21 protein-coding genes are annotated in these 23,062 nt (G+C 72.2%); 6 read left to right on the top strand and 15 right to left on the bottom strand.

The genetic code is table 11. The features are described from left to right. Window positions 1-200 precede the first annotated feature (200 nt). Window positions 201-1,847 carry an aa3-type cytochrome oxidase subunit I gene (ctaD, locus tag AW27_RS29945; protein ID WP_052031325.1) on the top strand — a complete coding sequence of 549 codons (1,647 nt, stop codon included), beginning with the start codon at window positions 201-203 and terminating at the stop codon, window positions 1,845-1,847. A 41-nt stretch (window positions 1,848-1,888) separates the two neighbouring features. Then, window positions 1,889-2,320 (top strand): hypothetical protein, encoded by a 432-nt coding sequence (locus AW27_RS29950; RefSeq protein WP_037928850.1) that lies wholly within the window; start codon window positions 1,889-1,891, stop codon window positions 2,318-2,320. 187 nt (window positions 2,321-2,507) lie between these two features. On the opposite strand, the gene AW27_RS29955 is transcribed toward AW27_RS29950, so the two are convergent. Then, window positions 2,508-3,215, bottom strand: a complete 708-nt coding sequence (locus AW27_RS29955) for a response regulator (RefSeq protein ID WP_037928848.1) — start codon at window positions 3,213-3,215, stop codon at window positions 2,508-2,510. Window positions 3,216-3,537: 322 nt separating this feature from the next. Between AW27_RS29955 and AW27_RS29960 the strand changes: the two genes are divergently transcribed. Then, the gene (locus AW27_RS29960; protein ID WP_052031292.1) at window positions 3,538-4,140 is read left to right on the top strand and encodes a CBS domain-containing protein; all 603 of its coding nucleotides are present in this window, start codon (window positions 3,538-3,540) and stop codon (window positions 4,138-4,140) included. Here AW27_RS29960 and AW27_RS29965 read toward each other — a convergent pair. Further along, window positions 4,025-4,504 (bottom strand): universal stress protein, encoded by a 480-nt coding sequence (locus AW27_RS29965; RefSeq protein WP_078557053.1) that lies wholly within the window; start codon window positions 4,502-4,504, stop codon window positions 4,025-4,027. The two genes, AW27_RS29960 and AW27_RS29965, sit on opposite strands and share 116 nt — an antisense overlap. 91 nt (window positions 4,505-4,595) lie before the next feature. Between AW27_RS29965 and AW27_RS29970 the strand changes: the two genes are divergently transcribed. Then, window positions 4,596-5,486: a slipin family protein gene (locus AW27_RS29970; RefSeq protein ID WP_078557051.1), complete on the top strand. Its 891-nt coding sequence runs from the start codon at window positions 4,596-4,598 to the stop codon at window positions 5,484-5,486. Between the two features lie 255 nt (window positions 5,487-5,741). On the opposite strand, the gene AW27_RS29975 is transcribed toward AW27_RS29970, so the two are convergent. The 6 genes from AW27_RS29975 to AW27_RS30000 all read right to left on the bottom strand — a co-directional run bounded on the left by AW27_RS29975 (window position 5,742) and on the right by AW27_RS30000 (window position 13,036). Next, the gene (locus AW27_RS29975; protein ID WP_037928845.1) at window positions 5,742-7,100 is read right to left on the bottom strand and encodes a DUF2254 domain-containing protein; all 1,359 of its coding nucleotides are present in this window, start codon (window positions 7,098-7,100) and stop codon (window positions 5,742-5,744) included. A gap of 416 nt (window positions 7,101-7,516) precedes the next feature. Then, window positions 7,517-7,762: a tautomerase family protein gene (locus AW27_RS29980; protein ID WP_157840315.1), complete on the bottom strand. Its 246-nt coding sequence runs from the start codon at window positions 7,760-7,762 to the stop codon at window positions 7,517-7,519. Between the two features lie 134 nt (window positions 7,763-7,896). Then, window positions 7,897-10,728 (bottom strand): heavy metal translocating P-type ATPase, encoded by a 2,832-nt coding sequence (locus AW27_RS29985; protein WP_037928838.1) that lies wholly within the window; start codon window positions 10,726-10,728, stop codon window positions 7,897-7,899. Between the two features lie 124 nt (window positions 10,729-10,852). Then, window positions 10,853-11,224 carry an STAS domain-containing protein gene (locus AW27_RS29990; protein ID WP_052031290.1) on the bottom strand — a complete coding sequence of 124 codons (372 nt, stop codon included), beginning with the start codon at window positions 11,222-11,224 and terminating at the stop codon, window positions 10,853-10,855. A 181-nt stretch (window positions 11,225-11,405) separates the two neighbouring features. After that, window positions 11,406-12,140, bottom strand: coding sequence for a GAF and ANTAR domain-containing protein (locus tag AW27_RS29995; RefSeq protein WP_037928835.1), 735 nt, complete (start codon window positions 12,138-12,140; stop codon window positions 11,406-11,408). Next, entirely contained in the window at window positions 12,140-13,036 is an 897-nt protein-coding gene (locus AW27_RS30000; protein ID WP_052031289.1) for a GAF and ANTAR domain-containing protein, read from the bottom strand. The genes AW27_RS29995 and AW27_RS30000 overlap by 1 nt, the downstream gene beginning before the upstream one ends. A gap of 276 nt (window positions 13,037-13,312) precedes the next feature. Here AW27_RS30000 and AW27_RS30005 point away from each other — a divergent pair, with 276 nt between their 5' ends. Further along, the gene (locus AW27_RS30005) at window positions 13,313-13,723 is read left to right on the top strand and encodes a hypothetical protein (protein ID WP_037928832.1); all 411 of its coding nucleotides are present in this window, start codon (window positions 13,313-13,315) and stop codon (window positions 13,721-13,723) included. A 439-nt stretch (window positions 13,724-14,162) separates the two neighbouring features. Here the strand turns inward: AW27_RS30005 and AW27_RS30010 are convergent, their stop codons facing one another. The 4 genes from AW27_RS30010 to AW27_RS30020 all read right to left on the bottom strand — a co-directional run bounded on the left by AW27_RS30010 (window position 14,163) and on the right by AW27_RS30020 (window position 16,657). Beyond that, window positions 14,163-14,804, bottom strand: a complete 642-nt coding sequence (locus AW27_RS30010; RefSeq protein ID WP_037928829.1) for a hypothetical protein — start codon at window positions 14,802-14,804, stop codon at window positions 14,163-14,165. A 53-nt stretch (window positions 14,805-14,857) separates the two neighbouring features. Next, the gene (locus tag AW27_RS34570) at window positions 14,858-15,334 is read right to left on the bottom strand and encodes a hypothetical protein (protein ID WP_078557049.1); all 477 of its coding nucleotides are present in this window, start codon (window positions 15,332-15,334) and stop codon (window positions 14,858-14,860) included. Beyond that, window positions 15,216-15,815: a hypothetical protein gene (locus tag AW27_RS30015; protein ID WP_037928826.1), complete on the bottom strand. Its 600-nt coding sequence runs from the start codon at window positions 15,813-15,815 to the stop codon at window positions 15,216-15,218. Before AW27_RS30015 ends, AW27_RS34570 begins: the two co-directional genes overlap by 119 nt. Before the next feature lie 413 nt (window positions 15,816-16,228). Continuing rightward, window positions 16,229-16,657, bottom strand: a complete 429-nt coding sequence (locus AW27_RS30020) for an SsgA family sporulation/cell division regulator (RefSeq protein ID WP_037928825.1) — start codon at window positions 16,655-16,657, stop codon at window positions 16,229-16,231. A 389-nt stretch (window positions 16,658-17,046) separates the two neighbouring features. On the opposite strand from AW27_RS30020, the gene AW27_RS30025 reads away from it, so the two are divergent. Then, window positions 17,047-17,628: an alpha/beta hydrolase family protein gene (locus AW27_RS30025; RefSeq protein ID WP_236647838.1), complete on the top strand. Its 582-nt coding sequence runs from the start codon at window positions 17,047-17,049 to the stop codon at window positions 17,626-17,628. 215 nt (window positions 17,629-17,843) lie between these two features. Here AW27_RS30025 and AW27_RS30030 read toward each other — a convergent pair whose 3' ends face one another. The 3 genes from AW27_RS30030 to AW27_RS30040 form a co-directional block, all read right to left on the bottom strand. Then, entirely contained in the window at window positions 17,844-18,794 is a 951-nt protein-coding gene (locus AW27_RS30030; RefSeq protein WP_037928822.1) for a serine hydrolase, read from the bottom strand. 215 nt (window positions 18,795-19,009) lie between these two features. Continuing rightward, window positions 19,010-20,266, bottom strand: coding sequence for a TerD family protein (locus AW27_RS30035; RefSeq protein WP_037928820.1), 1,257 nt, complete (start codon window positions 20,264-20,266; stop codon window positions 19,010-19,012). Window positions 20,267-20,330: 64 nt separating this feature from the next. Further along, window positions 20,331-22,988 (bottom strand): CHAT domain-containing protein, encoded by a 2,658-nt coding sequence (locus AW27_RS30040; RefSeq protein WP_052031288.1) that lies wholly within the window; start codon window positions 22,986-22,988, stop codon window positions 20,331-20,333. Window positions 22,989-23,062 lie beyond the last annotated feature (74 nt).

Genomic DNA, 23,062 nt, shown 5'->3' on the forward strand with positions numbered 1-23,062 from the left:
AACAGGCCGTTCGGCCCTGCCCGGGCGGGGCCGGGGGGACTGTTCGGCCCTGTCCGGGCCGCCGACCCCACGCCGATCATGAAGCGGTGCCGGGAGGCGCCGCGGATCCCCCGTCCGCAGCACCTCCCGGTCCGTCATGTGTACGGCCGACAGGGAGGCACCGTCCGGTGGACGTGGCAGGAACGAAGAACACGGCGGGTGTGGCGCAGACCCCGCATCACGCGATACCCGGAGGGACGGGCCGGGCTTCGTGGGTGGAGTGGTTGACGACCACCGACCACAAGAAGATCGGCACGATGTACCTGGTGAGCGCCTTCGGATTCTTCGTCCTGGGTGGTGCCATGGCGTTGATGATGCGCGCGGAGTTGGCCCGTCCGGGTACGCAGATCATGTCGAACGAGCAGTTCAACCAGGCGTTCACCATGCACGGCTCGATCATGCTGCTGATGTTCGCCATGCCCTTGTTCACCGGCTTCGCGAACTGGATCATGCCGCTGCAGATCGGCGCGCCCGATGTCGCCTTCCCCCGGCTCAACATGCTCGCCTTCTGGCTCTTCCTGTTCGGTTCGCTCATCGCGGCCTTCGGGTTCCTCACCCCGGGCGGTGCGGCCGACTTCGGCTGGTTCCTGTACGCGCCGCTGTCGGACGCGGTGCACTCCCCGGGCCTCGGCGCGGACATGTGGATCATGGGCGTGGCGCTGTCCGGCTTCGGCTCCATCGCCGGCGCGGTCAACTTCATCACCACGATCATCTGCATGCGCGCTCCGGGCATGACGATGTTCCGGATGCCGATCTTCACCTGGAACGTGCTCCTGACGGCGCTGCTGGTCCTGATCGTCTTCCCGGTGCTGGCCGCGGCCCTCTTCGCCCTCGAATGCGACCGCACGTTCGGCTCCCACGTCTTCGACGCGGCCAACGGCGGCGCCCTGTTGTGGCAGCATCTGTTCTGGTTCTTCGGCCACCCCGAGGTCTACATCCTCGCCCTGCCGTTCTTCGGCATCGTCTCGGAGATCATTCCGGTCTTCTCGCGCAAGCCGATGTTCGGTTACATCGGCCTGATCGCCGCGACGATCGCGATCGCCGGCCTCTCGGTGACCGTGTGGGCGCACCACATGTACGTCACCGGCGGTGTGCTGCTGCCGTTCTTCTCCTTTATGACCTTCCTGATCGCGGTACCGACCGGTGTGAAGTTCTTCAACTGGATCGGCACCATGTGGAAGGGCTCACTGTCCTTCGAGACCCCGATGCTCTGGACGATCGGCTTCCTGGTCACCTTCGTCTTCGGCGGCCTGACCGGCGTGATCCTGGCCTCACCCCCGATGGACTTCCACCTCTCCGACTCCTACTTCGTGGTCGCGCACTTCCACTACACCGTCTTCGGCACCGTGGTGTACGCGATGTTCGCCGGCTTCCACTTCTGGTGGCCGAAGTTCACCGGCACGATGCTGGACGAGCGCCTCGGCAAGATCACCTTCTGGACCCTCACGGCCGGCTTCCACCTCACCTTCCTCGTGCAGCACTGGCTGGGCGCGGAGGGCATGCCGCGCCGCTACGCCGACTACCTCGCCGCGGATGGCTTCACCGGGCTCAACACCCTCTCCACCATCGGCTCGTTCCTGCTCGGCCTGTCGATCCTGCCGTTCTTCTACAACGTGTGGAAGACCGCCCGGTACGGCAAGAAGGTCGAGGTCGACGACCCGTGGGGCTACGGCCGTTCCCTTGAGTGGGCGACCTCCTGCCCGCCGCCGCGGCACAACTTCCGCGCCCTGCCGCGCATCCGTAGCGAGTCGCCCGCCTTCGACCTCCACCACCCCGAGATCGCCGCCCTCGAACCGGCCGCTCACTGAGCCGGCGCCGGGCTCCGCACGGCTCAGGCAAGGAGACGCCCATGTCCCACGTGCTGACGGCACTCGGTGTCGCGGTCCTCTGTGTGTCCGGCAGTGTCTGGTACGTCCCCGCGATCACCGACATACGTGCGGGCGCCGACCGCCCGGTGTCCCGCAGGCTGGCCGCCACGGCCTGCCTCACGGGCTGGGGGACCGCCGCATTCGTCACGCTGCTGCTCCTGGCGGCAGCGCCCCGGGGGCTCGTCGCTCTCGCGGCGGTGGCCGGAACGGCAGCCTCCTGCGCCCTGGCCGTCCAGGGCCGCGTCCAGCACGGCGCGGAGCAGCGGGAGGAGGCCGGACGCTGGTCGGCGCTGGGTCACCCGCCTCCCGCGCGTACCGGCGCCCTGCCGCGGCGCGCCGTTACGGCCTGGGCCGTGGCCGGGTTCACCCTCATACCGGGAACGGCGGTCGCGACGTTCCTCGCCCGCTGGTGAAGACCCGGCGGGGAGGACGGACCGTGACACGGACCACCGCCCTTCCGCGGCGCCGAGTGGCCCCGGTCCGGCACCAGGGCTGTCATGGACACGTGTATGGGCCCGGCTCGTTCCGGTGGCGGCGCTGTCGAGGCCGCCACCGGAACGAGCCGGGCCCATCCCGCAGTCGGGGGAACCGGTTCTGTTCCTATTCGGTCGCCTGCACGGGATGCTGACGGGGCGGGGTGAGCGCGTGGCTGGCGATCACCGCGGCCTGGACTCGGCGTTCGACGCCCAGCTTGGTGAACAGCCGGGAGATGATGTTCTTGACGGTCTTCTCGGCCAGGTAGAGCCGCTGTCCGATCTCCTTGTTGGTGAGCCCTTCACTGACCAGGACCAGGATCTCCTTCTCCCGGTCGGTGAATCCGGGCAGGCCGGGTGCCGCCTCCTCCGGGGGGACCTCGCCGCGCATCCTCGCCATCAGCCGGGTGGTGGCCCCGGGGTCGAGCATCGACTGGCCCGCGGCGACCGTGCGTACGGCGTTGACCAGGTCGGTGCCGGAGATCTGCTTCAGAACGTAGCCGGACGCGCCGGCCATGACGGCGTCCAGCAGTGCTTCCTCGTCGTCGAACGAGGTGAGCATCAAGCACGCGAGGTCCGGCATCCGCGAGCGCAACTCCCGGCACACGCTGACCCCGTCGCCGTCCTGGAGCCGCACGTCCAGGATCGCGACCTGGGGGCGCAGCGCGGGGATGCGGACCAACGCCTGCTCGGCCGTGGACGCCTCACCGACCACGGTCACGTCGGGCTCGGCGTCCAACAGGTCGTGCACACCCCGGCGCACCACCTCGTGGTCGTCGAGGAGGAAGACGCTGATGGGCGTCTGCGCGGGGGAAGGGGTGCCGCTGGGGGGCATGGATTCTCTCCTTGGCATGGTTCCGTCCGGCACACGCGCGAACGCTGCCCATGGTGCCTTCCACAAGAGGCCGAAGGACAGGGCCGATCGGCCCTGTCCCGGCCGCCGGCGCGGTGGAGCACCGCGGAGGTTCCCTCCCGGACCCGCGCCTCGAGGGTGGTTGGCGGGTGGGCCGCCGCGCCGGAGGGGCCGCGTCCCGGAACGCGGAGGACGGCCGGCACCGCGGCCGGGCCGGTCGGCCCCTGTCCGGTGGATCCCGGTGCGGCGCAGGCTGGGGTGGTCGGAAAGGCCGGAAGGGGCGAGCGTGCCGGAGGCGAGGTACATGATGAAGACACCCCTGGTGGGTCAGGTGATGACCCGCGACGTCGTCGCGGCCCGCGCCGGGACGTCCGCGAGGCGACTGGAACAGCTGATGGACCGTCACCGGATCGGCGGCGTGCCCGTGGTGGACGAGGACGACAAGGTGGTGGGTGTGGTCTCCCGCACCGACCTCACCCGCAGGCCGGGTGAGTCCGGCCGGGCCGCGGGCCCTGTGGCGGCCGCCACACTGATGACGACGCCGGCCGTGACGGTCCATCCGGAGCAGCGAGTGGCCGAGGCCGCCCGTGTCATGGAGCGCAGGCACGTCGACCGGCTGCCGGTGGTGGACGAAGAGGACCGTCTCATCGGCATCACCACCCGCCGCGACCTGCTGAGGGTCTTCCTGCGGACGGACGAGGAGATCCGCGCCGAGGTCGCGGCGGAGATCACGTCCCGTCTGCCGCCGTCCGCCGACGACCTCCTGCGGATCCACGTGCGGGAGGGCGTCGTCACCCTCCACGGGCTGCCCTGCTCCACCGCCGATCCCTTCGCCCTGCTGCGAGCGGCCTGGCGGGTGGACGGGGTGCTGGGCGTCGTGCCGCGGCTGACCACCGCGCCGTCATGACGACCCGGCGCCCCGCTGCACCGGAGCCGGTCCCCTCGCCAGGGCGGACCACCAGGACGGGGCACCCGGCATGGGCGGTGACCCGCAGTGCGACCGGTCCCGGCGGAAGCCGCGGGAACCCTCCCGCCCTCCGGTGCCCCACCACGACCACAGCGGCTTCGGGCGAGCGGCGTACGAGCTCCGGGGCGGGCGGGACCGGCCACTCCACCGCGTGCAGGATCCGCAGGGTGCCATCGTGAGCCGTCGCCTCCGCAGCGGCCGTCCGTACCACCGGCACCAGCTCCCCCCCAGCCCCCCGGCGTCGACGACCCCGACCACCACACCCGCTCCCGCGCGGCGGCTGCCCCGGATCCTGCGGTTCCACACATAGCGGCGGCCGCCCCCGCGCCTACTCGGCGCCCGAGCGGGGAACAATACAAAAAAGAAGTAAAACGTCATCTTTGTGGGTGATTGTCATGCTGCAAGGGCTGCTGGCCGCTCTGGTCGTGGCGGGCGTCGGCGCGGTGCTCTACGTGGCGGCCGCGGCGCGGGTGATCAGACAGTACGAGCGGGGGGTCGTGCTGCGCTTCGGCCGTTTGATGGGTTCCGTCCGCGGGCCCGGCTTCACCATGGTCGTTCCCGTGGTCGACCGGATGCACAAGGTGAACATGCAGATCGTCACGATGCCGGTGCCCGCCCAGGACGGCATCACCCGGGACAACGTGACCGTGCGGGTCGATGCGGTGATCTACTTCAAGGTCGTCGACCCGGTGGACGCGATCATCCGGGTGGAGGACTACCGGTTCGCCGTGTCGCAGATGGCGCAGACCTCGTTGCGCTCGATCCTGGGCAAGTCCAACCTCGACGAGCTGCTGTCGAACCGGGAGAAGCTCAACCAGGGCCTGGAGCTGATGATGGACAGTCCGGCCGTCGAGTGGGGCGTGACCATCGACCGGGTCGAGATCAAGGACGTCTCGCTGCCCGAGGGCATGAAGCGTTCCATGGCACGGCAGGCCGAGGCCGACCGCGAGCGGCGCTCCCGCCTGATCAACGCGGACGCCGAGCTCCAGGCGCCCAAGAAGCTCGCCCAGGCGGCGGCGGTGATGTCCGAACAGCCGGCCGCGCTCCAGCTGCGGCTCTTGCAGACCGTCGTGGCCGTGGCCGCCGAGAAGAACTCCACGCTGGTCCTGCCCTTCCCCGTCGAACTCCTGCGCTTCCTCGAACGCGCCGGGGACCATCACCAGGACCGGACTCCACAGCCGTCGCACCGGACGGCGCCGCGGACCGAGGGCGGCCCGGTGGACGGCCTGTCCCCGGTCGACACCCGGCCGTCTCTCGCGGGACTACCCGAGGCGCTGGGGAGCTGACGAGCAGGCGCCCCGGGCGGGAACCGGGGCGGGCGGCCCTGCCCGGGGTGGGCCGGTGCCCGTGCGGACGAACCGGTCGCGAAGGTCTCGCCTGGGTGTCACTGCTGGTCACCGCAGCCCTGTACCTGCGGGGCCGGTACCGCGACCGGAGCTCACCATAGGGCGGTACGCAGCCGCCACGGCGCCACCGGGAGGCGGGCGTCGGCCCCGTCCCGGGGTTCCCCCGTCGGTCTGCGAGCGGAGCCGGGACGGACCTCAGGGCGCAGCCGTGGTCCAGTGGCCGTCCAGGGCTTGCCCGACGCTGTCGGCGAGGTCTGTCAGGCGGATCCTGTCGCCCGGGTGGAGTTCCTGCGTGGCGATGGCGGACCGCAGCCGCGCGAGGTGCTCGGCGACGACGGGCCGCTGCTCGGGTCCGCTGTGCCAGGCCAGTTCCCGCAGCAGCATGGTGACGCGGGACAGGACCGCGGCATCCGCCGCACCGTAGTGCAGCGGCTGGTCGACGGCCAGGTGGAGGAGTTCGGCGAGGGTCGCCCGGCGCAGTACGACGCGGACCCGGCCGCGGTCGTCGCGCAGGCGCCGGGGCGAGAGGTCGCGCTGTGCCATGGCGCACAGCAGCGCGGAGGAGTGCGAGAGGGCGTGGATCGCGGTGGTCGGATCGTTGACCCCGGGAGACAGCGCCCGGGTGGCCACGTCGGTGAGCTGGCGCAGACCGAAGGAGATGTCCTGATCGGGAGTGCGTTCGGGCGTGGTGCGCAGCGCACGGGCCGTCCGCTCGATCAGGAGGCGCCGCGTGTCCGGAGGGAACGGGGTGCCGGTACGGGACCAGGCGACCCCGGCGGGGGTACCGGCGATCAGTGAGCTTCCCGGGCACCGGTCGATCAGGACGACCGCGTCCGCCTCGATCGCCGCCGCCAGGAGTGCCTTCTCGTCCACGGCGGCCAGGAAGCCCGAGGTTCCCGCGGACAGGGACAGGGCGGTCCGGGCGTCGCCAGGGGCTTCCGGTGCCCCGGCGGCGCCCCCGGGGATGGCCGGGCGGGCCTCGGGGACGAGCCTGCGAAGGGTGTCGTCGGCGGCGACGTGCACATCGCGGAGCATGGTCTCCACCCTGATCTTGCGCGCCAGATGGGACAGGAAGGCCACGAGCGCGAACACGCTCGCCAGCGTGAGGAGGAAGGCGAGCGTGACCGAAAGCTGCGGCACGAACGGCGGTTGCCCGTCGGCCTCGGTGCGCACGGTGCGCAGTACGGTCAGGGCATAGGTGAAGGTGGCGAGGAACAGCGCGAGCGTGGCCTGCACGTAGCGGTCCTGATTGAAGGTCCGCAGCAGACGGGGGGAGAACTGGCTGCTCGCCAGCTGCAGGGTGACCACCGTGAGCGAGAACGTCAGGGCCGTGACACTGATCAGGGAGCCGGCGATCGCTTCCAGCACGGTCCGTGCCGCCGCTGGGCCGCCCCCGAACAGGTACGTCGTGAGCGACTGCGGCACGTGGTGCCCGATCCGCATGTCCAGCCTGGGCAGGCCCACGCCCGCGGCGACGGCGAGGAGGACGCCCAGGGTCGGCAACGGCCACAGCTGGGTCCGCAGCGTGTCGCGGGTCAGCGGACCTGCTCCCATGGGGCGTCTTCCTTCCGGTATGAGGACAGCAGGTCCCACCTTGGGGGCTGGTGCCGCCCGGAGGTCGCGCGCACACCGCGGTCCGGGGCCGCCGCATCCGGTAATTCCCCCCAACGGGCCCCTGCCGGCCCACACGGCGCCACGGGCCGGTCGGACGTGCCGGACTCCCCGGGTACGGCCCCCGGCCGGGCCCCGATCCGGCCTCGTGCCCGCCCTCCCGTACGCCGGGCCACGCCCCCGGGCCACCTCTCTCGGCGCGGTGGAGCGACGGCGGCCGAGTCGTAGGGCCACGATCTGCGACCCGCGACGGACACGACCGTCATCCGGGAGCCGTACGCACGCCTGCGCGCAGTACGCCGGAGCGGCCGGCGGCCGGCGGCCGGCGGGCTTCGGGCCGTCGAGGCGTGGGCGGCCGGTCAGGGGTGGGCTCCGGCCGCGTCGGCCGCCCGGGTGATGGCTTCACCCAGGCGCTCCCCGGTATACGCCTGGCCGCCCATGCCCCAGCCTCCGTCCGGGGCGTTGACGATGTTGATCCGGATGTCGTCGCGATCGTGGCCGGGCGTCATGAGCCCGTACGCGATGTCGGTGGCCCTCTCGATGAAGGCCGCTCGTGTCTCGACGGAGGCCAGGCCGATGTCGGGCAGCTTCAGTTCGATCAGCACGAGGGAACGGTTGGTTCCGCCTGCGTACACCGCCCACTGTCGGGGCGGTCGCGCGCGTCCCTTCCGGCTCCCCTGCCCCGGCCGTCGCGGCCGAAGCCGTGCCGGACGCCCTCAGCACGCGCGCGAAGACGGGCTCACCGGGTCTCGTGTGCGCCGTCGTGTCTGGTGGTGTAGCGGCTCGGGTCGGCGTCGAAGGCGGCCGCGCAGTGGGCGGAGCAGAAGACGTACTCGCCGGTGCCGGTCCGGCGGCGCGGCGCGGCCGGGTCCCTCGCGTCGATCCGCATGCCGCACACGGGGTCCACGGCCCGTCGTGCGGCGGCGGCGCTGTCGGGCTCCGGGTGTTCTTCGCCAGGATGCGGGTGAGGGCCCGTGGTGTCGGGGCGGCGGAGGGCGGCAGCGCGGTCGGCCGGAGTCTCGACCCGGGGCCGGACGCGGGCCGGTGCGGCGTGCGGCAGGGGAGTGGGGCGCCAGCGGCGCAGGCGGGAGGCGTTGGTGACGACGGACAGGGAGCTCAGCGCCATGGCTCCGGCGGCGATGATCGGGCTGAGGCGGATGCCCCACAGCGGGTAGAGGGCGCCGGCGGCGAGCGGGACGCCGACGGCGTTGTAGACGAGGGCGAAGAAGAGGTTCTGCTTGATGTTGCGCATCGTGGCGCGGGAGAGGCTGACGGCGGTGACGACTCCGCTGAGGGAACCGGAGATGAGGGTGACGTCGGCGGCTTCGATGGCGACGTCCGTGCCGGTTCCGATCGCGAGGCCCACGTCGGCGGCGGCCAGCGCGGGGGCGTCGTTGATGCCGTCGCCGACCATGCCGACGGTGCTTCCCTCGGCCTGGAGCCGGCGGATCTCGTCGGCCTTGTGCTCCGGCAGCACCTCGGCCAGCACCCGGCCGATGCCGACCTGGGTGGCGATCGCGGCGGCGGTACGGGCGTTGTCGCCGGTGAGCATGACCACTTCGATGCCGAGGCGCTGGAGGGCGGCGATGGCATCCGCGGAGTCGTCCTTGACGGTGTCGGCGACGGCCAGGACCCCTGCCGGCCTGCCGTCGATCCCGGCGAGCACCGGGGTCTTTCCCTCGGCCGACAGGCGCGCCGCCTCCGCGCTCAGCGAGCCGGTGTCGATGCCGGCGGTCGCCAGGAGGCGGGGGGAGCCCACGAGAACGGTGTGGCCGGCGACGGTCGCCCTGACTCCTTGGCCGGTGACGGATTCGAAGCCGGAGACGGGGGCCGCCGGCGAGGCTGCGCCGCGATCGCGGGTGCCGGCGACGATGGCCTGGGCAAGGGGGTGCTCGCTCGGCTCCTCGGCTGCTGCCACCAGCCGCAGCAGCTCGTCCTCGGTGGTGGCGTCGGCGGTGTGGACGTCGGTGAGGACGGGCTTTCCGGCGGTGACGGTGCCGGTCTTGTCGAGGACGACGGTGTCGATCTTGTGGGCGGTTTCCAGGGCCTCGGCGGAGCGGATGAGGATGCCGGCCTGGGCGCCCTTGCCGGTGCCTACCATCACCGACAGCGGGGTGGCCAGCCCGAGCGCGCACGGGCAGGCGATGATCAGCACGGCCACGGCCGAGACCAGGGCCAGGGTGAGGGCCGGCGGCGGCCCGAGGGTGAACCAGATGGCGAACGTGGCGACGGCGATGGCGATGACGGCGGGAACGAAATACGCCGAGACGGCGTCGGCGAGGCGCTGGATGGGCGCCTTGGACGCCTGCGCGGCCTGTACGAGGCGGATGATCTGGGCGAGCATCGTGTCCGCGCCGACCTTGGAGGCCCGTACGCGCAGGGACCCGGTGGTGTTGACGGTGGCCCCGATGACCTGGTCCCCGGTGCGCTTGGACACCGGCATCGGCTCGCCCGTCACCATCGACTCGTCGATCGCGGAGGAGCCGGTCAGGACCTCGGCGTCCACGGGGATCTTCTCTCCGGGCCGGATCACGATCTCGTCGCCGACGGTCACGTCCTCGACGGGGATTTCGCTCTCGGTGCCGTCCCGTACGACGCGTGCGGTGCGGGCCTGGAGTCCCAGGAGGGAACGGATGGCCTCGCCCGTGCCGGCCTTCGCTCGGGCCTCCAGCAGTCTGCCGAGCAGGATGAGGGTGAGGATGACGCCGACGGCCTCGTAGTACACCTCGCGCACGTCCTGCGGAAGGAGTCCCGGGGCGAGGGTGACGAGGAGGCTGTAGGCGTAGGCGGCGCTCGTGCCCAGGGTGATCAGCGAGTTCATGTCGGCACCGCGGTGGCGCAGCGCCAGCCAGCCGGTGACGTGGATCGGCCACCCGGTGTAGAACATCACCGGGGTGATCAGGGCCAGCTGGAGCCAGCGGTTCAGCAGCCATCCCGGTACCCAGTCGGCACCGAACAGCTCGTGCGCCATGACCGCGAACAGAACCGGAAGGGTGAGCACCGCACCGGTGGCGACCCGACGGGTCAGGTCCGCGATCTCCGCCTGCCGCTCGGCGACGTCGGCGGCCTCCGCCTCGGCCGCCGACCGCTCCACGGCGGAAGCCGGGGCCCCGCCGGATGGGCTGCCGGAAGCAGTGGCGGATGCGGTGGCGGCCCGCCCGGCGTCCGGAGGCGGTGCGGCCGATCCGGGGTCGCCGTCCGGTTCGACGAGCAGGGTGCCGTGGATCATGTTCATGCCGCAGGCGAAGCCGAACGAGCCTGGACGGTCGGGCCGCAGGTGCACCGTGGTGCGCGTGTGGGCGGGCAGCCCGGCGCTCACATGGAGATCGGGGAACACGACCCGGGAGGTGCACTCCCCTGACTCCTGCCGGTCGAAGACCAGCTCCAGCGGTGTGCCCTGCCGGACCTTGATCAGGTTCGGGCTGTAGCCGCCCCGTACGACCACGTCCACCCGCTGCACCCCGCCCTCCAGCCGGGCCGTTCCGGCCCGGCGGGGTCCGAAGAAGTACCAGCCCAACCCGCCGATCACCACGACGGCGGCCACGACGACCACCAGGTCAAGGGCGCCCATGGGCTCTCGCCTCCCTTCGGCCCGTCCCTTCCGGCCTCTTTCAGCATGCGCCCCCTCGCGCTGGTGCGCGGCAGGAGGGACCCGGCCGGAATGCGGCAGGGTGACGACGGCGGTGCGGGGCCCGCTACTCCATCCCGGTGATGTGGCCGCCGCTGTTGCACAGCGGGAGCGCCACCGACGGGGGCACCCTGGGGAAGTACCCGTCCAGCTTCAGCAGGTGCAGGAAGCGGGCTCCGTGTGCGCCCGAGCAGCCGATCCACAGACGGCGGCCCCTGGCGTGGAGCAGCCGGTCCGCCTCGACCAGGGGGGCCGCACCGGAGCTGTCCATGAAGTCGATCTCGCAGAGGTCGGCCACGACGTCACGGTTTCCGGCGTGCCGGAGGGCGTTGCCGAGGGCACGTCGTATGAGGGGAGCGCTCACGATGTCTGCATCGCCATGGCAGGAGACGACATAGTGGTGGGGATGGGCGAGATTGAGCGTGAAAAGGTGCACCACAACTCCGGGCGTGGAGTGTCCTCAGTCCGCCGGGGTCTGGGGCGGCACCTGGTTCATGCCCCCGTCTTTCCGAGGGGGGCCTGAAGCGCATGTTAGTGCCGTGTCACGGCGCCACGCCGATGACGCGAAATAAGCATGACGATAGGACTTATGTGGTGCGCCGGTCGTCCGGCCGAGGGCTTCACGGCTGGAGATCGGGGACCACGCTGTTGGGGTCCGTGATCACCTCCATGGCGATGTCCACCAGCTTGCGGTTGCTCCCGCGTGCCAGTCCACGGAGCGCCGTGAAGGCTTCGTCCAGGCTGGTGTCGAGCCGATGGGCGAGGAATCCCTTGGCCTGTTCGATCACCACTCGACTGTTGAGGGCGTACTGCAGCTGGTCCGCCAGGATCTCCTGGCGTCTCGTGGCCCGTTCCTGGAGGATGCCTATCGTGGCGATGTCCGAGAGGGCCTGGCCGAGCGCGGCACGCCGGTCGTCGAGCGGACCGGGTTCGTGCAGGAACAGGTTGAGCGCGCCGATGACGGTGCCCTTGTGCCGCATGGGTAGGGCACACACGCCGCGGAAACCTTCCTGTCGTGCCGCTTTGGCGAATCGCGGCCAGGGCAGGCTGGCCACATCCTGAGCCGGGTCCGGATCCGTGTAGTCGACTCTGCGTCCCTCCGTGTAGCAGGCGACGCAGGGGCCCTGGTGCCCCTGCAACTGAAGGAGTTCCAGCAGGCGCGTCTTCTCGCTGGACGCGGCGATCAGGTGCAGCTCCCCCTGCGGATTGGTCAGCAGGATGCCGGCGCCGTCCACCTCCAGGAGCGACACGCAGTGCTCGGCGAGTCTGTTGAGGAAGTCGATGATGTCGAAGTCCTCGACCAGGGTGTCTGCCAGCTCCACGAATGCGGAGGCCAGGGCCTCTTCCCTGTCCATCACTGTGTTCCTCCCTGACCGTTCACCTCGTCACCGGGCTCTTCGGCCGGCCCGCATCGCGGACTGTTGCCGTCGCTCACCGGTTCGAAGACGAGTTGGCCGGCGGTCATCTGCCGAGCGGCCTCCGACAGGGACATCCCGGCGCTGAAGGCATGGGCCCGCATCCGGGCGAACGCCTCCTCGATGCCGACCTGCATCTGAGAGGCGGCCATACCGGTTGCCTGGTAGACCTGAAGGCTCTCCGCTCCGAGACCGAGGGTTCCGGGCTCCGACGGGGCGCTGTCCTCGGACAGCGAGAGCAACTGGTTGAGCGCCACGGTGCAGAGCAGCAGGGCGTCACGGACCTGCAAGGGCATCAGATGCCCCGGCTCACGACGGTAGAGCGAGAGCGTTCCCAGGCGGATGGCCCCGACCTGGAGGGGGAAGGCGAAGGCCCCGCAGACGCCGTCCCCGTGGGCCTGCGGTGTGAAGCCGGGCCATCTCTCCAGGAAGCGGGGCTCCGCCAGGTCGCCCGCGGTCACGGGTTCCCTGCTGTCCCAGGCGTCGACGCTGGGCCCTTCACCCAGTGTGATCTGCAGGTCCTCCATGGCGCCGGCGACGCCGTCGGTGCTGTGCAGGGAGCCCCGTTGTTGACCGCGGCCGATGAGGATCGCCGCGGACTCCACCCCGCAGGCCTCGACCGCAAGCTCACAGACGATGGCGAGGTTCGGCAGGCCGGGAGCGGCGCGTTCGGTGAGCGCACGGTGGAGCTCCTCGGCACGTGCCTTCATGGTGGTGCCGCCCTCGGCGTGCGGATCGTGTGGATCATGGCTGTCCGAATCGCGACCCCGGTCCCGGTCGGTGGGGATGGACGTGGGGCCGGTGCCCGCCGCCAGGTGACTGATGCGTGGATTCATGGATGTGCAACCTCCGCGACCACCGTGGTCCCGGGGCGCGGGGAGGAGGGAGGGGCCGGGCGTCCCGAGCGAGGGGACCGTTGGTCCCGTCCGGCGGGCTCGAACGGCTCGAACGGCCGGGTGCGGCGCGATCCGGCCGCGCGGTACCGCAGTGGAAACGGGACCGGACGGCTCTCCCGCGGAGCCGTCCGGCCCTGTCAGCCCTCCCTCGGTACGAGGAACGTGGGAGAACCGGACGGACGGCTTGCTCGGCACCCAGGCAAGGGCGGGAGGCGCATGGAATTCTCCTGGAAACTCGAACTGCCTCGCGATCGGCTCGGCGTCGTGCTGGCCGTCAGGCTCGCCCGTTCCGCCTGCACCTCGATGGGGCTCGCAACCGGCGACACTGAGGCGCTCGTGAGCGTCGTGCACGCGGCAGCCCGGGACCTGTGGGGAAAAGGCTCCGCTCCCACCTTCTGGATGTCGCTGTCCGTGGACGAGGAGGTGTGCCGCCTCACCGTCCAGGGCACGGATCTGGAGAAGGCTGATCAGGAGGCGCCGCGGGCCGCACCGGACTCCGGTGGAGCACGGGGGCGACCGGTCGGCCGGTCCCGGGCCCGGAGCGCCGGATCCGCGTGCCCCGCGGGTCCGGGTGTGACGGGAAGTCCGGTGACCGCGGCCGTGAGGCTGCGCGGCCCCACGCCATGACGCAGGACTCCGGCTGACCGGAACCGCACATGGGAGTCGCAGGTCGAAGAGCTGGTGTGACCGGTCTTCGAGGAGCGCGTACGGGGTGTAGCCGGAGCCCGTGGAGAAGACCACCCGTCTGAGGAGGATGCGGCGGGGCCGTGGTCGGCCGGGAGGTGGAGTCTCCGGGGGAGGTGGTCGGGGTCGGGGAGGCGCTGTGCGCCGCCGCCGTGTTCCTCCGACTGCGGCCGAAGGACTGAACCGACCGATGGTCTTCACGGGGAGCGAGTCGGGCTGTGTGCTCGTTGACCTCTGGTGGGGGCGCTGAGCCTCCACGCCTCCGCCTGGCGGTCTGCCCCGGCTTGCGCTGGGGCAGAGCCGTGTGCTGGGTGTGGCGCGTGATGGACCGGTGCCGTGCGGTGCACGGGCCGGCCAGGTCGCGTGTCGGCCGGGGTGGCGGTCAGTTCTTGGTGCAGAGGGCAGCGGTGGTGGCGTCCGAGCCGTAGGTCTCCGTGTACCAGCCGCTGGCGCTCTGGGTCGGGCCGTTCGCCAGGACGTGGGCGGTGATGCGGCTGCCGTTGGTGGTGAGGTTGTCGAGGCGGTAGCCGCCGGTGGCCACGGTGCTGTCGGCCGGGCAGTAGGCGACCGACATCGGACGGTTGCTGCCCGTCCACTTGGCCGTGGGGCCCACGACGATGGTCTGCTCGCCCGGCTTCGCCTCGGGGACGCAGACGATGTTCGCGGTCACCGTGGAGTAAGCGGCGGACACCTGCCACCCGACACGGCCGTCCTGGACGATGGGGAAGCTGGCCAGGATGAACTGGTACGACTCGGTCGCTGAGCCCTGGAAGCCTCCGGTCATGTAGCCGGCGGACTGCACGGACATCCCCTCCGGGCACAGCACCGAGCTGGTGGAGACCTTGAACGTGGAGCTGTCCTGCGCGCCGGTGGGGCCCCACACGCTGGTGGCGCCGTCGGTCGCCGACGCCGGCTGGACCGCCAGCGTCGAGAACAGGGCCGCGGCGACGGAGACCACGAACGCGGCACGCCCCAGAGGACGGCGTGCGGTCGGCCGGGCGGCGAGGGATCGCTTGAAGATCATGTTTGCGATCCTGGCAGCCGCCTCCCTCACCGCCCAAACCGATTCACCCCGATTCACCCGTATGGTCCCCGACCCGCTGTCGTCGCAGGGGAGCCCTCATTCGGCACGGACGCGGGGCGACCGGGACACTGGGCTGCAGCGCTTCTCTTCGCCGTCACCACGCCGACGAGGGTCGGTGTGGTGACGGGAACCGGGACTTCTTCGGGCTGCGCCGTCCTCCGGACGGTGCAGCCCGAACCGCCGAGAGTCGATGGCCCGGACCGCCGATCCGGCTGTGAGCCAGTGGCGGGAGGGTAAACGCTGTCAACGGTGTCCTGGTCGGTGCTGGTCTGCCACTCCATGACCTTGCTGCCGTCGGTGCGTTCCAGGACGCAGCGGTCTGCGCGGAACCAGATGCTCGGGGCCAGCCTCTCACTGTTGGCGGGGTAGGAGCGCGCCACCGTGACCGTGGTGCTGCTGGAGTTCGTGGTCTCGGCGGTGACCGAGATGCCGGTGGTGGATTCCACCTCGCGGGCGTTGGTGGCGGACATGCCCACGGTGGTGCTCTGGGACTCCGTCTTCGGGATCTGCCCGCTGTGGCAGGATCGTGGTGCCGATCAGGACCTCGGGCGTCGTGTCGGGGTTGGGCCGGGTGTACGCGGTCGGGGCGGGTACCGGGCCGGCTCCCAGGCCGGTGGGGCCGAACAGGCCGTCGTGCTCGTTGCGGATCGTTCCGCCGCCCTTCTGCTCGACGACGTATTCGCCGTTGTCCAGGCTCAGCACCTTCCAGGTCTGGGCCAGTCGCCCCCGGCCACTCGCGACCGACGGGTAGATCGTGGCGTAGCTGCTCGCGCTGAAGTCGGCGCTGGCCAGGTAGCGACCCCAGTGCGCTTGTTCTTCAGCCGGTACGAGTAGCCCACTTCCGGCCACGGCGAGCTCGTCCCGCCAGGCCCGAACTTCCGCCAGCTGCTTGGTGCGCTGTTCCTCGATCTCGTTCAGTCCCGTGCGCCGCGCGGTGATGCATCTCCGCAATTCGGCATCCAGCGTGCACAGGATCGTAGAAGGCCGTTCGCACGCAAGGCGCAGAAACCGGCAAGCCGACCGCACCGTCAGACGATCTGCGCACCAGACGTGAACCCAGGACCAGCGGTGGCAGCCCGAGATCCGCTCACACCAGCCTTTTCAACTGCGACTTCACGTTGGCCGAGGCTCAGTGCAGGGCTCTGCCGGGACGGCTCGGACGGCGCGCCCTCAGACGGATCCGCCGGAACGCGGTCAGTCCCGGGGTCTGGGGGAGTGACGGCGTGGGGTCGGCGGTGGGGGCTCCGGATGGTCGGGCCGGGCCGAGGAGTGTCAGGCCGGCGAAGCGGCTCCGGAGTGTGCGTACGGGCAGGAGGGCCTGCCGGCCGCATGGTCGAGCACGGTCAGTCGAGCACGCTCAACGGTCACCGGGAGAAGCGGGAGATGCTGTCCAACTCCGTGTCCAGATGCCACCAGTAGCAGGGGTGGTGCTGCTCCCGACCGAACGGCACGAGGGTGTGGGTGCGGTCGAGGAAGGCCTTGAGCGGACGGTCGACGACGGCGAACAGCGCTTCCTGCCGGTTGGCTCGAAGGCGGATCAACACCCGCTCGCCGTAGGGTTGTTCCATCGGAGAGACCGTCACGTCGCCTTCTCCGCAGGGGTGTCCGAGGCCGTCCAGGAGGAGCGCTCGGGCGAAGCGCCAGCTGTTCGTGGAGCCGTCGGGCAACGGGATGTCGAGGCGCACCGCGAGGGGGTCGCAGGTGTCGTACTTCATGCGCACCGGGATCCGGTGCGGGGGACCCTCGGTCGGCACGATGTCCATCGGGACCTCCTCGTCGACGAGCTTGCGCACAGGTCGTTCCTTCCTCGTTCTTCGCTTCCACGGCGTCCGCGGCCACGTGGCACGGCGGCGGGCGCCGCGCACGGGAGCGCGACGGCTCCCGTCGTCACGGGGATCCGGATGCGGCGGGGGAGCCGCTGACCGAAGAGCGGGTGCGGGAACGGACAGGCCGATCTGCTCGGTGGTTGGCGTGATCACGCGAGGTTCAACGAAGGGCGGCCGCACCACGTCACCGTGCGGGTTCTGCCGCTCGCGGGGCGGCCCCGGCCGATGCCGGGCGGGCCGGGGGACCTCCTCCGCGTCCCGGCCGGCCGGACGAACGCGCACAGACCGTTAATGCTGGGCTCAACGAGCTGTGCAGATCTCGTCGTCGGTCGGGCCGGCCCGGGCGCCGAGGCTGGATGCATCGACGACGAGAGGAAGCCACCCTGGCGAACCCGGTGCCCGAGGCGTGCAAGAGCCCGAGGGGCCGCACGCACGCGAGCGGAGCGCGCGCCGGACCGGGGCGCCACCGGGACCGCGGTCACCTCGGCCGGCCGGCCGGATGCTGCGCGAGTGACCCGCCGCCGTGCTGCGGGGGCCGGCAGCGGTGGCGGCGCCACTCGCGCTGGGCGTGCTCAACGCCGTGTTCGCCCTGCGAGGAGGAGGCCCGCGAGCTGTACGACAGCTTCGCCGTCCCCGCCCCCGGCGAACCCCTCTTCCAGGCCGCCGCGGCCAACCTCGACCCGTGGACCGAAGCGGCCGTGGACACCACGGCCGCCGACCGCGGCCCCCTTCTGATCATCTCCGGCGAGAGGGACCACACCGTCCCCTGGGCCATCGCCAACGCCTCGTACAAGAAGCAGGCCCGCGACGAGCACGCCGTCACCGAGATCACCGAGATCACCGGCCGCGGGCACTCCCTCGCCATCGACCACGGCTGGCGCCGGGTCGCCGACACCGCACTCGCCTTCGTCCGGCGGTTCGCCGAACCCGGCGCGTGACGGCCCCGTCGAGCCGACCGGCCCGCCCGCCACCGCGGAGGCCGAGGCCGACCGCCCAAGACGGGCCGCGCACGTACGTCCCGCCCTGCATGCGGCGCCCCGCCGCAGGTCAGGCGGAACGCGCGGCCGAAGGGGCGCGTGCCGGCCAACCTGCCGGTGGGCGACGGCAGCCCTGCGCACGCCAGCCGGAACGCCGGTGCTGCGGTCGCTTCCGGTCACTCGTCGGTGAGCGGGCCGCTCGCCGCCACGGCGAGGTCCTCGACCAGGGCCATGCCGGTCTCCTGTGACCGCTGCCCGTCGCACAACACGGCCAGCAGCAGCGTGTGCCCGGCCGTCTCCACCCGTCCGATGCTGTTGGTCACCCAGAGTCCCGTCCCGCTGCGCGCGAGCCAGCCGTTCTTGAGCTGCGCTGCTCCGGGCTCGTCGGCGGCCGCCGACACGCCCCAGGCCTGGTCGGCCGCGACGGAGCCCATGAGGCCTCCGAGGTAGTTCCGGGCCTCCGCGGACAGGATCGAGTCATGACCGAACACCGCCTGGAGCAGACGTAGTTGGTCGTCCGGAGTGGTCCGGGTGAGGCCCCAGTACGCGCCCTCGCCAGGAACCGTCTCGACGAGACCCAGCCGGGTGTTGGCCTCCGCGAGCCCCTGCGCACCACCGATGGCGTCCCACAGGGCGTTCGCCGCGGCATTGTCGCTGTTCTCGATCATGACCGTCGCCCACTGGCGCTCCTGAGCGGTCAGGGACCGCCCGGCGTCACCGGCCCGGAGCAGCAGCGCGGCGAGGATGTCGACCTTGACGATGCTGGCGGTGTCGAACGTGTGCTCCTCGGCATCGACGCTGCCGACCGACACACTGACCCCGGTAGTCACGTCGAGCACGGCCACCGCCGCGTTCCCCTCGGTCCCCGCCGTGGCTTCCCGTACCGCCGCCTCGACCTCGGTCGCCAGCCCATCCGCGATCTCGGTGTCGATGTCCTCCCGTGAGGGAGCCGTCGTCTGCGGACGCGGCAGCGCGGTCACCGAGGCGGCGGTCCGCACCGGGTTCTCACCCGTCCGGGGCCACGGCCCCGTCTGGGCGACACCGATCGCGCCAGTGAGCGCGGCCAGCGTGCCGATCGCGAGGTAGCGGGGTATCCGGGACGGGGAGCGGTGCCTGTGGCGTGCCATGGGGCGAAGCTACGAACCCGGGATGGGAATGGTGTGTGCGGCAGCTCTGGATCCGCTGTGAAGGCTCCCGCTCCCCAAGCCCGCCCGCGCGGTGCCACTGACGGGGAGCGGCCACGGGTATCACGACCGGATCGCGCTCCCGTCCCCGCGCCCGGCCCGCCACGACGGCCGCGCGAGCTTCCCTCTCTGCCGTATCGGGCCGGCCGCGGCCGTGGTCAGCCGCCGGCCGGGACGGTCTTGAACTCGACGGGACCGGTGCCCATGCGGAACTTGCCGTTGGAGTACAGCGTCGGGCGCGCCTCGACGTTGCGTCCGCTGTACTGCTCCACGTGCCCGATCCGGACGCCCTCCTCGGCCGTGAAGTCGACCATGGCGATGGCCACCCAGTAGGCCTGGGCCCGGGTGCTGAACAGGGGCACGGTCACGGTGGAGCCGCAGTTGTCGGTGACGACCACCCGTGCTCCGTAGGACCGGAACGATCCGACACCGTTCTCGACCGCGCTGTAGGCGCACAGCAGGACGTAGCCCTGGAGGTCGGGGCGGGCGATCGAGACGGTCTCGCGTCCGGGCTCCCGGGCGTCGCCGTCCAGGGCGATGAAGGGCGGGCCGGTGAGCGAGCCGAGGCGCCGGTAGTAGATGGTCAGATCGGTGGCCTTCGGCCGCTGCCCCCGTACGGTCACCAGGTGCCTCGGGACGGACAGCGCGTACAGGTCGAGGTCCGCGCCGGCCTGGCGTCGCCGCGCGCTCCCGCCGTCCCATTCGAGCGTCGCGGTCACCACGACCCGGGGGTCGTCCTTGCGCAGCGAGAGCACGTCCGTACCGGACTTGGTGAGGACAATGCGCCGCGCGGCGGGGGCCGGCGGTGCCGACGGCCGGGCCGGGACGGGGACCTGAACGGGGGCCTGAACGGGGACCTGGACGGGTCCCTGAACGGGGGCCTGGACGGGGGTGGGCGTGACGGTCGGGGTCGGGCCGGGGTCGTCCACGACCACGCCGAAGTCCGTCGCGAGTCCGGCGAGGCCGGTGGCCCAGCCCTGTCCCACGGCCCGCACCTTCCACGCACCCGCCCGCCGATACAGCTCGACCACCAGGGCCGCCGTCTCCCCGCCCACCAGCGGCGGCGGTTCGAAGACGATCCGCGTCCCACCGCACTCGACCGCGGCCCGCGGGGTGCTTCCGGCGTCGAAGGAGACGGGGCCGCTCGCGCCGGTGTCGAGCGCGGCGACGATCGCGACGCACTCGACCGACGCGGGGACCGCGGCCAGGTTCACCGTGATCGTCGCGTCCGTCAGCTCCACCCCGCTCTCCACCGGATGGTTGAAGAAGACCAGATCGTGATCCCCGCGGACCCTGCCGTCGGCTCCGAGCAGCACGGCGCACACATCGATCTCCGCGCCGGGCGACACGAGCTGCACCCGGCACGAGGGTGCCGGCAGCGGGGCGTTGGCGCCCTTGGCGAGTCTGATGTCCATCGGTGGCCTCTCGTCGTGTTCCTGTGGGGCGGTCCCGGCTCCGGGTCCCGCCCCGTGCGTTCGGTCAGCGCCCCGTGGCGATGAAGCCCGCCCAGGCGCTCAGGTCGTCGGGCACGATGCGCGGCAGCAGGCGCGCCAGCCCGTCGGGAGCGTGTGGCGGCAGCGACCGGCCCGGGTCCGCCATCCACCGCTGCGCCAGCCGCAGCGCCTCGGCCGGCCCACGGCCCTCGGCCCGCAGGTAGTGGTGGGTCATGAACATCAGCAGCGACGTGGCCTCGTCGGGCACCGGCCACAGCGAGCCGACCACCGACCGCGCTCCGGCCGTGAGGAAGGCCGTGGCGAGGGTGTAGGCCTCGTTGGTCCCGCGCCCGGAGACGTGGCTGCGGCAGGCCGCCAGCACCACCAGGTCCGGGTGCCCGCCGTCCGCGTCGCCGTCGATGGTCTCCGTCAGCTCCTCCGCCGCCAGGTTTCCTCCGTGCAGCAGCAGTGCCGCGCTGTGCCGCACGTTCTCCACCACCGTGGCGTGGCAGGCCAGGTGGAGCGTGCCGCCCCGGCCGGCGCCGGACCGCAGCCACGCGAGCACCTCCTGCGGACGGCCCGTCCCGCCGGGTGTGGTGAGGCCGCCGGCCCCGGCGCGCCCGAGGTAGACGGCCTGCGGGTAGTAGGCCTCGCGCACGGCCGCCGCCTCCCGACCGGCGAAGGGCAGGTCTCCGGTCGGATCGCCGACGATGAGGGCCGCGTCGGTGCGGGGCCGTGCCGGGCGCTCGGCCACCTCGCACAGCAGTCGGGCGGAGGCGGTGTAGGTGAACTCCGCCGTGTCCACCGCGTACCGGCGCCCTCCGCCGGACCGGGTGCTCCAGGCGGCGTGCCACGGCACGGCCGACAGCTCCCCCATGGGGACGAGGACCAGCCGGGGCGCCCGGCCGGCCGGTGCGACCGGTACGTCCCGACCCAATCCGCACGCCAAGGGCTCCGCCACCGCCTGCCAGGCCCAGGCGCACAGCCGGTCGAGCCGCTGGGACAGCGACCTCGCACGGGGCGGGACATGGGTGCCGGGCCCGCTGCCCATGTCCCGCCGCGCGGGCCGGCCGCCCCGCTCCGTGGTGGTGACGGTGGTGAGGGCGTCGAATGCGGCGACCGGATCGAATCCGGCGGCCGGATCGAACCCGTCGGCCGGGGCGACACCGGCGTCCCTCCGCGGTCCGTCCCGTTCCGGCGGGGTGGCCGTCATCCGGGCCTGCCGGACCGGCCCGCCCTCCGGCCGGACGAGGTACTGGCGTATCGGCTCGGCGTCCTCACGCAGCAGCGGCAGTGGTACGACGCCGGTCCGTCCGTCGGCCGCCACCACGAGCGCGGCGCCGGCGCCCTCACCGACAGAGCCTGGCGGGCCGGCGGGGAGCAGGTAGACCAGGGCGTCGCGCCCGAGCGTCCGCAAAGCGGCGGCGATCCGCGGGACGCCCGGTGGGGAGAGCAGGCGGGCGGCAGCATCGCCGTCCAAGGCCAGCAGCACATCCAGGACCTCGCGGCGCAGGGCGCTCGCCGGAGCGGCACCGGAAGCGAGCACCCTTGCCCATCGGTCGGCCAGTGCGCCGTGCCCGGCGTCGCTCAGGCGTCGTTCGACGGTCCGGGCCGTCGTCGCCGCGTGCAGGACGAGGCCGCGGCAGGCGTCGAGCGTCCAGGCGGCCTCGGCCGGTTCACCGTCCGCCAGGCACCAGTGGGCCACGCTCAGCGCGGTGGCGCTCGCCCCGGCGGCGGCCGTCGCGGCGTCGGCCGTACCGGCCTGGAGGAGCACGCCGTACGCGGTGGCCCGCAGCGCGTCCGCGGCGATGCGCCGGGACCTCTGCCGGTCGCCCGCGGCCCCGTCGTCCCGCAGGCGCAGGGACTTGGCGAACAGGAATCCGCTGTGGGCCCGGAAGGGGTGCTCGGGGCCCCCGGTCTCCCGGTACGTCTGGTCCAGGACCCCGATGGCTTCGTCGAGCCGCCGGCGCCGCGACCAGGGGCGGCCCAGGACCGCTTCACCGCAGCTCAGGAGGCCGATGAGCATGCCGGATCCGAGCCACACGTCGTCACCGCGTACGGCTGCGTCCCGGGCCGCCCTCAGCACGGCGGCGGCGTCCCGCAGGGCGGAGCGGTCCCTGCTGCCGTAGGCGCGCGCCGCGCGCGCAGTGCCGATCGCGGCCAGCATCCCGGCGCGTTGTGTCGACGGCATGCCCGCCGTGGAACGGACGAGGTCGAGCGCGGCGATGTCGCCGCTCGCCGGTGGGGTGGCGGTCCGGGCCAGCTCGGTCCGCAGGGCCTCCCACGCCGGATGGCCGGGGTCCATGCCGAGGACCTCGGGGCTCAGGGCGGCGAGGGCCTGGTCCCGTGGGCCGGCGGGTCCCGGTTCCAGGAGCGTTGAGAGGACGGGGAAGACGGCCTGGAGGCCGGCGAGGTCCGGCAGGCCCGCGCGCTCGGCCTCGGTCATCCCCTCCATGCGCCGGATGAGGTCCCGCATGGCCCGCACGCCCGCGGTGACGTCGTCGTGGCCGCCGTTCACCACGCCGTTGAGGATTCTGAGGACGGACTCCATGCCGACCATCACGTCCGGGTGCCCGGTGGCCGGGCCGTGCTCGCCCGGGGCGCCGGTCGCGGTCGCCGCCACCCCGGCGGCCTCGACCGCGCGGCCCAGCAGCGGGCCGGCGCGCAGCGCCCCGTAGTGGCCCTGCGCCACGCTGACGGCCATGCTCGCGTTCCGGCCGAGCGCCCCTTCCGCGGGCGCGACCGTCTCCAGCAGGGCCTGGAGACGGTCGGGGGTGA

Source organism: Streptomyces sp. PCS3-D2, from assembly GCF_000612545.2.
In the GTDB taxonomy this organism is placed as follows: Bacteria; Actinomycetota; Actinomycetes; order Streptomycetales; family Streptomycetaceae; genus Streptomyces.